10 protein-coding genes are annotated in these 12724 nt (G+C 35.7%); 6 read left to right on the top strand and 4 right to left on the bottom strand.

What is annotated here, in order from left to right:
- Nucleotides 1-11: 11 nt before the first annotated feature.
- The 5 genes from CKV67_RS10970 to glmM all read left to right on the top strand — a co-directional run bounded on the left by CKV67_RS10970 (nucleotide 12) and on the right by glmM (nucleotide 7622).
- A complete protein-coding gene (locus CKV67_RS10970; RefSeq protein WP_014093455.1) occupies nucleotides 12-2273 on the top strand; it encodes a glycoside hydrolase family 65 protein in 2262 nt (753 codons plus the stop codon).
- A gap of 120 nt (nucleotides 2274-2393) precedes the next feature.
- Nucleotides 2394-3683 (top strand): phage baseplate protein, encoded by a 1290-nt coding sequence (locus tag CKV67_RS10965; RefSeq protein WP_014093454.1) that lies wholly within the window; start codon nucleotides 2394-2396, stop codon nucleotides 3681-3683.
- Nucleotides 3684-3850: 167 nt separating this feature from the next.
- Entirely contained in the window at nucleotides 3851-4672 is an 822-nt protein-coding gene (gene dacA / locus CKV67_RS10960) for a diadenylate cyclase (protein WP_014093453.1), read from the top strand.
- Nucleotides 4672-6033, top strand: a complete 1362-nt coding sequence (locus CKV67_RS10955; RefSeq protein ID WP_014093452.1) for a CdaR family protein — start codon at nucleotides 4672-4674, stop codon at nucleotides 6031-6033. The genes dacA and CKV67_RS10955 overlap by 1 nt, the downstream gene beginning before the upstream one ends.
- Nucleotides 6034-6269: 236 nt before the next feature.
- Nucleotides 6270-7622: a phosphoglucosamine mutase gene (gene glmM, locus CKV67_RS10950; protein WP_014093451.1), complete on the top strand. Its 1353-nt coding sequence runs from the start codon at nucleotides 6270-6272 to the stop codon at nucleotides 7620-7622.
- 33 nt (nucleotides 7623-7655) lie between these two features.
- On the opposite strand, the gene CKV67_RS10945 is transcribed toward glmM, so the two are convergent.
- Complete coding sequence (locus CKV67_RS10945; protein ID WP_014093450.1) at nucleotides 7656-8117, bottom strand: GNAT family N-acetyltransferase; 462 nt, start codon at nucleotides 8115-8117, stop codon at nucleotides 7656-7658.
- Nucleotides 8118-8178: 61 nt separating this feature from the next.
- On the opposite strand from CKV67_RS10945, the gene CKV67_RS10940 reads away from it, so the two are divergent.
- The gene (locus CKV67_RS10940; protein WP_014093449.1) at nucleotides 8179-9006 is read left to right on the top strand and encodes a hypothetical protein; all 828 of its coding nucleotides are present in this window, start codon (nucleotides 8179-8181) and stop codon (nucleotides 9004-9006) included.
- Between the two features lie 45 nt (nucleotides 9007-9051).
- On the opposite strand, the gene CKV67_RS10935 is transcribed toward CKV67_RS10940, so the two are convergent.
- From CKV67_RS10935 to hemQ, 3 genes are all read right to left on the bottom strand, one after another.
- A complete protein-coding gene (locus CKV67_RS10935) occupies nucleotides 9052-10992 on the bottom strand; it encodes an ABC transporter permease (protein WP_014093448.1) in 1941 nt (646 codons plus the stop codon).
- Complete coding sequence (locus CKV67_RS10930; RefSeq protein ID WP_014093447.1) at nucleotides 10979-11746, bottom strand: ABC transporter ATP-binding protein; 768 nt, start codon at nucleotides 11744-11746, stop codon at nucleotides 10979-10981. Before CKV67_RS10930 ends, CKV67_RS10935 begins: the two co-directional genes overlap by 14 nt.
- 202 nt (nucleotides 11747-11948) lie before the next feature.
- A complete protein-coding gene (gene hemQ / locus CKV67_RS10925) occupies nucleotides 11949-12704 on the bottom strand; it encodes a hydrogen peroxide-dependent heme synthase (protein ID WP_014093446.1) in 756 nt (251 codons plus the stop codon).
- Nucleotides 12705-12724: the final 20 nt, after the last annotated feature.

Genomic DNA, 12724 nt, shown 5'->3' with positions numbered 1-12724 from the left:
GAGGATTTAGTATGGCACAGAATCAATTATTTGAAATTAGTCCATGGACATTACGAACAACCAAATTAGATAAAGAAAACAAGCGACTTCAAGAAAGTTTAACTTCGCTTGGTAATGGTTACATGGGGATGCGCGGGAATTTTGAAGAAGGATACTCCGGCGATAGCCATATTGGAACATATTATGCAGGTGTTTGGTTTCCTGATAAAACACGCGTTGGTTGGTGGAAAAATGGCTACCCAGATTATTTTGGCAAAGTCATTAACGGACTAAATTTTATTGGGATCGACGTTCGACTTGATGGTGAAAAACTAGATTTATTCACAGATGAAGTGAGCGATTTCGAGCTTATTTTAGATATGAAAAAAGGTACACTCAGTCGTCATTTCACAGTAGTTAAAAATAACAAATCTTTCCGAGTTTCGGCAGAGCGGTTTTTAAGTGTTGAAACAAAAGAGTTGGCAGTTATTCGTTACCAAGTGGAAGCGTTAAGCGATGCGACAGTCGAATTAACTTCTTATTTAGATGGTAATGTTCAAAATGAAGATGCTAACTATGAAGAAATGTTTTGGCAAGAAGTCGAACAATTTTCCGATACGAATAAAGGTTCACTAATTACAAAAACGATTCCGAATAACTTTGATACGCCACGTTTTACTGTTTCTGCTGTGGTAGAAAATCGTACCAATGCGACCAACGAAACAAATCAAACGAAATCACTTTACGCAGAAAATAAGTATCACTTTGATTTAAAAGCAAATGAAGTGGCGCAAATTGAAAAACGAGTGGTAATTACGACTTCTCGTGACTTTTCTGAGATAGAGGTTCTAGGTGCTGGTGAGGCTATCTTGAATAAACTTGCCTCAAGCTCTTACGAAGAACTTCTCGCAGCTCACGTTGCCGGTTGGCGCGAACGCTGGGATAAAGCTGATGTGGAAATTGCTGGAGATGATTCCGCGCAACAAGGAATCCGCTTTAATATTTTTCAATTATTTGCAACTTATTACGGTGAAGATGCACGGTTAAACATTGGCCCTAAAGGCTTTACAGGTGAAAAATATGGCGGTGCAACTTATTGGGACACGGAAGCATTTGCATTACCAATGTACTTATCATTAACCGATAAATCTGTTAGTCACAATTTATTGAAATATCGTCACGACCAATTAGCGGGAGCCAAAATCAATGCTAAGAAAGTCGGTTTAGACGGCGCGCTTTATCCAATGGTAACTTTTACAGGTGTAGAATGCCACAACGAATGGGAAATCACTTTTGAAGAAATCCACAGAAATGGTGCGATTGCTTATGCGATTTATAACTATACAAATTATACGGGCGACGACAGCTATTTGAAAACAGATGGTATCGAAGTTCTAACTGAAATTACCCGTTTCTGGGCTGACCGAGTGCATTTATCTGATCGGTTAGATAAATACATGATTCACGGTGTTACAGGGCCGAATGAATATGATAATAACGTCAGCAATAACTGGTATACCAACTATATTGCCGCGTGGACAATTCGCTACACGCTTCAAAACCTAGACACTGAATCGAAAAAACATTTTGATATTACAGAATTTGAAATTGCTAAATGGGAAGACATTGTGCATAGAATGTATTATCCTTTTGATGAGAAGTGGCAAATTTTCGTTCAGCACGATACATTCTTAGATAAAGAATTACGTTCAACAGATACACTGAAAGCAGAAGACAGACCTATTAATCAAAACTGGTCTTGGGATAAGATTTTACGTTCTTGCTTCATTAAACAGGCAGATGTTCTGCAAGGGTTATATTTATTCCATGATGACTTCGACTTTGATACGAAACAACGTAATTTTGAATTTTATGAACCGCTGACAGTCCATGAATCCAGTTTATCGCCAGCAGTCCATTCCGTGTTAGCTGCGGAAATTGGGAAGCATGATAAAGCGGTGGAACTTTATAAACGAACCGCTCGACTTGATTTAGACAATATTAATAACGATACCGAAGATGGACTCCACATTACATCAATGGCAGGAAGCTGGCTCTCGATTGTTCAAGGGTTTGCCGGCATGCGAATTTCTGATGGGAAACTTCGATTTGCACCGTTTTTACCAATTGGTTGGAGCAATTACCGTTTTAAAATTAACTTCCGTGATCGTTTGCTAGAAGTGAATGTCGCTGAAGGCGATGTGACCATTAAATTATGTCACGGGGAGCCGATAGAAATTCAATTATATGAGCAACTCCACAAAATTAAAAAGGAGATAAAAATAACTAAATAATTGTTTAAAACTTGCATCAATTTAAGTGATGCAAGTTTTTTTGTAGATGATACTTTTAGAAGGAAAAACTAACATATACTTATTTCATCAGCTGATAATATATTGAAAAGGAGTGTAAAAATGGCAAATTTAAAACTAGTAGAAAATGAGGCAACTATTTTAGCCTCTATACCTAAAAACAATGTTGACTATAACGCTAGGGTAATGCAATCTGTTTCTGTAGATTATGAGCGAAATATGATTTATTGGACGCAACAATATAGTGGAAAGAAAATGACAGATGCAAATGCAGGAGAATCATATAATATCACTAGAACAGATTTAAAAGGCAAATATATTGATCAAATGTGGTGTTTAAATGGTGGACATGGCACCAATATTGCACTTGATTATGATAGTGAAACTAAGAAAATGTATATTTGGTCAGCATACAAAGTGAATAATAAATGGGAAGTTGTACGATATCCATATGAAAGTAACAAAATTTTAAAAGGAATTGAAGCGAGTATATTCATTTCTAAAGTGGAAAGTGGTAGTTATAATCGCATTTCAGGAGATTTGAAAAATGACATGTTAGTTTTTCATTCTGGAGGAGATCCAAAAACATTTAATATCAGAATTGTTCGAGCATCTGCTATAAAAGAAGGGAAATTAGAAGTACTTTATAAAGTAATGGCCTCCGAAGCTAATGACACAAATACTTACCAAGGTTGCGCACTTGATTTCCCTTATTTATATACTTCCTCTGGTGGAAGTGAGGAACTAAAACAGGTAACTTGCGTGGATGTAGTGACAGGAAGACGTGTATATCAAACTACTTTTAAATTTAATACTAAAGCAATGCAACCAACAGAAACCAATTACGTAGAACCAGAAAACGTTTATGTGTATTACAAAAATAATAAAAAGCATATTGTAGTAGGATATGCTTTAGGAGGAGCAGGAAACCGTATGAATAGAGCATTTGATCTTGTAGAAATGAATAGTGAGGATATAGAAACAGAAATTGAAAGTTTGCGAAATCTCATTTTGAATCGAAAACGTACAGAGTTAATTTTTGATCAGAGCACTAAAGGAGATTTAACAACGACATTTAAATTACGTGAAACACTCAAGAATTTTGATATTATTCAAGTAGTTCTTGAGTCTGGTGGGGGCTATACAACTGCTTCTAAACTAGTATCTCCAAGTTTGTTTGAGTCTTCCAAATCATTTATTTTTGCTTCGAGCAATATTGGTGATACAAGTGGTACTAATGTAGACATGTATGAATATGCAGCCAATTTTAATGATGATTTGACAACATTCAAAAATGATCGAGCAGTGAAAATGGAAGTATCGAACAACGGTACTACGCGTAGTAATATTACTAATATGGGTATTAAAAAAATATACGGCATTGTTTTGTAACTAAACAAGTATATTACTAAAAGTTTTTTTCTTTAACAAATCTTTCCAATTTTTGGCGAGATGATTCCTTTTTCCGCCCGGGCTCTTATGCTATAATAAAGAAAGTGAACAATTAAATGACTAGTAAATTAGCATAAATAGTTAACAAAAGGCGCGGAGGTGAAGTGATGGATTTTTCCAATATGTCGATAATGCATTATCTAGCAAATATTGTAGATATTCTTGTCGTATGGTTTGTAATTTATAAAGTGATCATGCTAATCCGAGGGACAAAAGCAGTTCAATTATTAAAAGGTATTTTTATTATCATTGCAGTAAAACTATTAAGCGGATTTTTTGCACTCCAAACAGTTGAATGGATTACGGATCAGATGCTTACTTGGGGATTCCTAGCAATAATAATTATCTTCCAACCAGAATTGCGCCGTGCTTTAGAGACGCTTGGTCGAGGGAATATTTTTACCCGCTATGGTTCAAGAATTGAGCGTGAACAGCACCATTTAATTGAATCTATCGAGAAGTCTACCCAATATATGGCAAAACGTCGTATCGGAGCATTAATCTCTGTTGCGCGTGACACAGGGATGGATGACTACATCGAAACAGGGATTCCACTCAATGCAAAAATTTCCTCCCAGTTATTAATTAATATTTTTATTCCAAATACACCGCTTCATGATGGCGCAGTAATTATTAAAGGAAATGAAATCGCATCGGCAGCAAGCTATTTGCCGCTTTCTGATAGCCCATTCTTATCCAAAGAACTTGGGACACGTCACCGGGCTGCACTTGGAATTAGTGAAGTGACAGATAGTATCACGATTGTTGTCTCCGAAGAAACAGGTGGGATTTCATTAACGAAAGGCGGAGAACTTTTCCGTGATGTTTCCGAAGAAGAATTACATAAAATTCTTCTAAAAGAACTAGTCACAGTTACCGTTAAAAAACCTTCTATCCTTTCTAAATGGAAAGGAGGCAAAAGCGAATGATGGATCGAATTTTAAATAATAAGTGGTCGATTCGGATTATAGCTTTATTACTTGCAGCCATCCTTTTCACATCGGTTAACGCAAGCAATAAAGATACAACTAGCTTTTCAACTACTGCCTCGAGTGATACAGAAGTAATCGAAAACGTACCTGTAAAAGTTTATTATGATAAAACGAATTTATACATTTCTGGTGTTCCAGAGACAGTTACTGTGACCATTTCTGGACCAAGAAGTATTGTCCAATCGGCTAAAGCGCAGCAAGATTTTACTGTTTACGCTGATTTGAAAAATGCCTCGATTGGAACACAAGAAGTGAAACTACAAGTAAAAGACATTTCTGATAGACTCAAAGTAAAAGTAGATCCAGCTTCAGTAAACGTCAATGTGCAAGAAAAAGTGACGAAAAAATTCTCTGTAGATGTAGAATTAAGTAAATCAGTCATTGCAGATGGATATCAAGCAGGAACACCAGTCATTGATCCTAAAAAAGTATCTATCACAGGGGCAAAAGATACCATTAAGCAAATCGCCTATGTGAAAGCCACTTTGGAAGATGATGGAAAGCATAAATCGGAATTCACCGATAAAGCAACCGTTTCTGTGTTTGATAGTAATTTAAATAAATTAGACGTAGAGGTTAGCCCACAAGAAATTGAAGTCACGGTTCCTGTTGAGAAAGTAGGGAAATCGGTTCCAGTTAAAATTAAACAAGAAGGAACACCAGAGAGCGATATTGAAATCTCTAGCATGACGCCTGATAAGTCAGAAGTTGTCGTGGTTGGCGATGATGCGGTCCTTGATAAAATTAAAGAAATTGAAATCCCAATCGATGTAACTAAAATAAAAGCAGATACCGTTAAGGAAGTGACTGTTCCTGTTCCAAATGGAGCAAAATCAGTTCAACCAACGACAATAGAGGTTAAAATAAAAACCATAAAAAAGTCTGAAGCAAATAGTGAATCAAACACCTCAGAAGATAAAAAAGATACGGACTCAAACAAGACAGCCACAGATGATTCAGGAGATAGCGACACCGACTCTAAAGTATCTAAGTCCTTCTCCAATATGCAAGTGTATATGAGTGGTTTAAAAAATACCTTAGACGCACAAATGATTACACCAGCAAACGGTAAAGTCTCGGTAACTATTACTGGTGAGAAAAAAACAGTAGATAGGATTGCTGTAAAAGATTTGAGCGTTATTGCTAACTTAAGTAAAGGCAAAGCAGGTGAGCTCCGGGTTCCCCTAGAACTAAATGGTTTACCTGATAATGTCGCTTATGTTATTAATCCAACCTCAGCAGACTTTATTATTACAGAAAAAGAAGCACAAAATACGGTTCCATCGAAAAACACATAAGAATATGGAGTATGAGATATAGAGTCTCATACTCCTCCTTTTATGCTTTTACATAGAAGAGGATGAGAATTAGCAACACTTTACTGCAGAAGGATGAAATTTTTTCTTAAAAAAGGTATAATAACAGGTATATGGTTGAAAGTTAGTAGATAAAACCGGAATTTGGAAAAAGTAAAATCTAAAACGACAAACAAAAATCATTTAGATACTGAATGACTTAGAAGGAGAGTAATAAAATGGGTAAATATTTTGGTACGGATGGAGTTAGAGGGGTAGCAAACTCAGAATTAACACCAGAACTTGCATTCCGATTAGGTCGAATGGGCGGTTATGTTTTAACTCGTCATGTAGGTGAACATCCGCGTGTACTTGTTGCTCGTGATACACGAATCTCCGGAGAAATGCTTGAATCCGCTTTAATCGCTGGGCTTGTGTCTGTTGGGATAGAAGTAATGCGTTTAGGAGTCATTTCAACTCCAGGAGTAGCTTATTTAACAAAAGCCCAAGGAGCATCCGCAAGCGTGATGATTTCGGCTAGCCACAATCCGGTAGATGACAACGGGATTAAATTCTTCGGTTCAGATGGCTTTAAACTTTCTGATGACCAAGAAGAAGAAATTGAACAGCTTTTAGATACTGCAGAAGATACACTACCTCGTCCTAGTGGCGAAGGTTTAGGAACAGTTAGCGATTATTTTGAAGGTAAACAAAAATATATTCAATACTTAAAACAAACAATTGAAAATGACTTTAATGGTTATCATATCGCATTAGATTGTGCCAATGGAGCGACTTCTGGACTTGCAACACATTTATTTGCAGACTTAGATGCAGATATTAGTTCGATGGGAGCATCTCCAAATGGGCTGAATATCAATGATGGCGTTGGTTCAACACATCCAGAAGCATTGGCTGCTTTTGTTTTAGAAAAAAAAGCGGATGTTGGTTTAGCTTTTGATGGTGACGGAGATCGAGTGATTGCGATTGATGAAATCGGCCAAATTGTCGATGGAGACAAAATTATGTTCATTTGTGCGAAATATCTACGCGAACAAGGTCTTTTAAATAGTAACACCATCGTTTCCACTGTCATGAGTAATCTTGGCTTTTACAAAGGCTTAAAAGAACTTAATATTGAGGATGTACAAACAGCTGTTGGAGATCGCTACGTAGTGGAAGCAATGCGTGAAGGTAACTATAACCTTGGCGGGGAACAATCTGGTCATATTATTTTCTTAGATCATAATACAACTGGTGATGGTCTTCTATCCGGAATTCAACTAATTAATGTTATGAAAGCAACAGGGAAAAAATTGTCGGAACTTGCTTCTGAAATGAAAACATTCCCACAAAAACTTGAAAATATTCGCGTTAGTGATAAAAACCACGTGACGGATAATCCGAAAGTAAGCAAAGTGATTAGCGAAGTGGAAGCGGAAATGGCTGGAAACGGTCGTGTACTTGTTCGCCCATCTGGAACAGAACCACTTGTTAGAGTCATGGTAGAAGCGGCATCAAAAGAAGAAACAGATGAATATTGTGAACGTATTTCAGCGGTTGTTCGTTCCGAAATGGCTCTTAACGATTAAACAAAAAACATAAAATCCTGATGGAATTTTTCATCAGGATTTTATGTTTTTTGAGAGAATAATCTGATCCAAACAGGGGATCCCATTTTCATAGATAATTTGTTTGGGATAATTTTCAATAAAATAATTTGGGATAACTTTTTGGATACGAAATCCGCTTTTCTGATAAAGGGCAAGTTGATTAATGCTTGAATTTCCAGTTTTAATTATAATTTCAGAGATGTAATTCATTCTTGCAAACTCAAATGCTTGATTTAGGAGTTTTTTACCAATGCCTTGGTTTCTAGCTTCTTGTAAGACAGCGATGTTCATAATTTCAAGCTGGCCGGTAGATAGGGGAAGTAGGCAAATGATTCCAAGTGTTTTTTTTACATCAACTAGTTGAAAAACAGAGGATTTATTAAAATATTTGGCAATTTGTTTTTCACTAGGATCGGCTTCTAATAATAGTTCGATAGGAATTGGTTGGCTTTTGTCCCAAACTATTAAGTTCATTTTTATCACCTCGATTTTAGGGTAACATGATAAGAAAAAAATAGAAAGGAATGAGAAGGATTTGTCTAATAAATTGATAGGAATAAGTGGCAGTTTATTAATTGCACTCGGATTTACGCAAATTTATAGCTTTCTGAGCGCAATTGTAGGATATGTGAATGCCCAGGAAGACTTTACTTTTGTGTGGAATTACTGGATGCTGTTGATATTTGGATTGGGTCTTTTTATATTAGGAGTTTGTTTAATAAGAGGACGAAATTTTTATTTTGGAAGTGCTATTTTTGTTCTTTGTTTTACAATATTTCAAGGGTTTTCTGTATATTATTACCAAATTAGAGTGTTGCGAGATTTTGAAAAGAATCAACCATTTGAGTGGTCTGGAACATTGTTATCTTTAATTGGATTAGTAATTTTTCTACTACTGCTCATTGGACCTAAGTTTATAAGCGCAAAAACGGATTTAGATTTGAACCAAAATTGGAAAAACAAATGGCGATATGCATCTGGATTGTTCTCGCTTTTTGGTATGGGGGTTTCTGTTTATACAGCAATCACGATTTTCAAACAGTTATATTCTACTAGTAGTGAGCAAGGTTATCTTTTTACCACAGCCTTTGATGCTTATTTTGCTTGTTTTTTAGGATTAGTATTTCTGCTTATGGCCATTCTTGCTTGGTGGAGAGTATCCTATCTATTAATCGGAGTGCTTTTTGGCGCGGCTATCATTTTACTGACGAATTATCTATGGGTAACGGAATGGATTGGTTTTGCTAAAACGACACTCGGAATTACCTTTGGGAAAAATGAACATCAAGTATTTGGCATGCAACTATTAATGGGATCTTCCGCACTGATTGCAAGTGTATTTGCTTTTATTGCAAAAAAATAATCCCTCCCTTCCAGTTAACTAGCTTTGAACTGGAAGGGGGGAATTTTATTTTTTACCGAATACAATATTTGTATAACTATTTAATGTAAGGAAGTAATAGAACACATACATTAAGGTGTAAAGTCCTGTTGAGACGAGTACTGGTAATGTTATATCCATTGCTAGTAAGTGCGATAGACCAAGCAACGCAAAGCTGCTATGAGCAATACCGATAACTAGCGGGATTAAGAATACTAATAAAAGTTGTTTAGCTAAAACCTTTCTTATTTCTTTTCGATTTAACCCGATTTTTTTCAAGATATCAAAAGTTCCAACATCATTATAAGCTTCTGTTAGCTGTTTAAAGTAGATAATACTACCTGTCGCTGCTAAGAAAACAAAACCAATGAACATACCGATGAAAAGAAGTACACCACTTATAGTGATTATTTCTTGATAAGTTGCGGGATGCGAAATGAAAATGGTGTTTTCTGGAAGTACAGATTGCACTTTCTTATCTAAGTCGGTTGCTTTTTTATCATTCTCTACACCAATTGATTCAATGTTTTTAACAGGAATACCCTTAGTGGAAGCAATTGTTTCTACTTGGCTATCCGGAAGTACAAGTAACATTTCTGCAAGTGCAAGTGGTGAGTTTTGCACAACGGACTTAATTTCTACAGTTGGTTTTCCAGATGAAGCGAGTGTGTACTTTTTACCTAATAAGCTCTTTTCCATACTATCATCATAAGCACTAGAAATAACCATTTGTGCTTGATTTTCTTTTAAATTAGTTATATTGTTTGTATTTCCTTGTTTTTTCAAGAGTGAATTATAGTTGGATTCAGAAATGACAGGCATACCATCATTTACTTGATATTCAAATAAATTCGGAACGGTACCTTCTATTTTAACTATATAAGTCGTACTTTTTTGAGTATATTCTACAGGATGATCTGAGTCGCTTTCTGCGGTTGTAATGATTTTTTTATTTAGTGCGGCATCGGATGGAATTTCATATTCGAAAGTAGACGGCGCGCTATTAGCAGCTTCTTTATTTGATTGATAATAAATACTACTAATCGTACCAATTGCTGAAAGTGTAGTTGCACTTAAGATAGAAATAATAATTAATGTTTTTGCATTGGATGCAATTCGGAATGTTAACTGAGAAGTAGAGACGATATTACTTCCTTTATAAAAGAAGCGTTTGTTGTTTCTTAATTTTGCCAGTAAATAAGGTAAGAAGAAAGTAACAAACAAAATCGTTCCCAAGATTACGGTTGTTAAAATGATAATAGCACCAAGGCCTAAGCCAAGTGTTCTCCACAGAGAGTCTTTGGAATCAAGTGGCTGTCCTGCAATCGTGTAGCCTATTGCAATAAAGATAAGTGAGAGTAAGGCTAAGATAAGCGATGGTTTGGGACTTTTTTCCCGTTTTGCTTCTGAATGAAATAAATCAAGTAAAGTAGTTCGGAAAATAATTCGATAGCCAGAAACAGAAGTAAACAAGGTAATAATAATAAAAACAAAACTTGTTTGTGTAACGGCTCCCCATGAAAAGGCAAAACCACCAATGCTACCAATATTGATTAATTTCAAAAGTATCGTTACAAATATTTTAGAAAGAACTGTACCAGCTAAAATTCCAATTACAAGTGCACCAATACCCATTAAGAAATTTTCATAAAATAAGATACGTCCAATTTCTTTTTTTCGAAGCCCGAGTAAGGAGTATAGACCGATTTCTTTTTTTCGTTTACGTGTAAAAAAACTATTGGAGTAGAGAATGAAGATTGCTACAAATATTAGTAAAATTACGGAAGATGCGGAGAAAGCGGTTGATAATTTGGCGGATTTATTAATTTGTTCCATAACAGAGGGATCTTTAGAAAGAACTAGGAAAGTATAATAAATCATAATACTAAAAGTCATAGAAGCAAAATATAAAAAATAATGGACAAAATTATGTCGAATATTCTTTTTAGCTAGGTCAAATAAGGTCATCTGTGTCGCCTCCTAATTTAGCAAGGACATCTAGAATTTTTTGGAAGAACTCCTTACGTGATTTGCTTCCACGATAGATTTCTGTATATAGCTCTCCATCTTTAATAAATAGGATTCGTTTGCAAAAGCTTGCAGCAAAGGCGTCATGAGTAACGACCATGATAGTTGCCTTATCTTGCTCGTTTAAGTCTTTTAAGCTTTCCAATAGATTTGTGGCAGATTTAGAATCAAGTGCTCCGGTTGGTTCATCAGCAAAAATCAAACTTGGTGTTGTAATAATTGCTCGAGAGGCAGCTGTACGCTGTTTTTGTCCACCAGAAATTTCATTAGGATATTTATCAAGAATATCCGTAATCCCAAATTTTTGACTAATGATCGTCAATTTCTCTTCCATTTCTTTGACAGGACGTTTAGCAAGCGCAAGTGGCAAAATAATATTTTCACGAACAGTTAGCGTATCTAATAAATTATAATCTTGAAAGATAAATCCTAGTTTGTCACGGCGAAACCTTGACATTTGTTGTTCGTCCATAGTTGCAAGTGATTGGCCCGCTATCATAATATCTCCTGAAGTAGGAGTGTCGATGGTTGAAAGTACGTTGAGTAAAGTAGACTTACCTGCACCAGAAGGCCCCATAATTCCAGTAAATTCTCCTTCTTTAATATCAATACTAATATTTTCAAGTGCAGTATAAACAGTTTTTTTACTACCATAAATTTTTCTAACATTTTTTGCTTGTAAAACAGTTTCCATTGTTTTTAACTCCTTCTAAAAGTAGATTTGATTAGGTATGTGTACATTCTAACGTTTAAAAGAAGTTAGTTCCATTGACTCACATGACAATTTTAGATAGTATCCTTACAAAAATGTTAGTTTAATGAAATAAAAAACTGGAAATCTCGAAAGCAAATCCTCATAAAAAAGATTTATTTCAAGAAATTCCAGTTTTCGCTTATTAAATAGTAAATAGTTTGGATAGATCTTCAGAAGGTAATAGGTTTCCAATAAAGAAAGAACCGAATTCGGCATACCTCGCGCTTGCTTCGTCAAACCGCATTTCTGTTACAATGCGTTTAAACTCAAGTGCGTCGTCAGAAAATAAAGTGACACCCCATTCGTAGTCGTCAAAGCCAATCGAACCACCGATAATTTGTTGTACTTTACCAGCGTAGGTGCGACCAATCATACCGTGATCACGAATCAATTTTTGGCGTTCTTCCATTGGAAGCATATACCAATTATCAGTGCTATCGCGTTTTTTGCTCATTGGGTAAAAACAGATGTGCTTTTTAGGTGGAAGAGCTGGATAAAGCCTAGCACGCACACCTTTGTTTTGATAAGGGTCTTCGCCTCCAGCCATATGGGAAGCCAGATAATTACTTAATTCGACAACAGATATGTAGGAATAAGTTGGTAATAAGTAATCGGCAATGGCTAATTTATTAAACTGATTTTCGACTTCATTTAAGGTTTCAAGCGAATCGCGTAAAGTGAAAAATACAAGGTCTGCTTTTTGACCAAGAATACTATAAATTGTGTGTTCCCCTTCACCGATGTTTTTTGTAATTTCCATATCACTTAAAAAATGACTTAACTCATTCAACATCAATTCTTGATTAGTTGGATTTAACTCACGCCAAGCTGCCCAATCAATCGAACGGAAATCATGGAGACAAAACCAACCATCTAATGTTTTTACTGCTTCATTCACTATGCATCACTCCTTGTTTA

The organism is Listeria ivanovii subsp. ivanovii, from assembly GCF_900187025.1.
In the GTDB taxonomy this organism is placed as follows: Bacteria; Bacillota; Bacilli; order Lactobacillales; family Listeriaceae; genus Listeria; species Listeria ivanovii.
The sequence above is the reverse complement of the archived record's forward strand: the minus strand, read 5'-3'. Positions and strand labels throughout refer to the sequence as shown.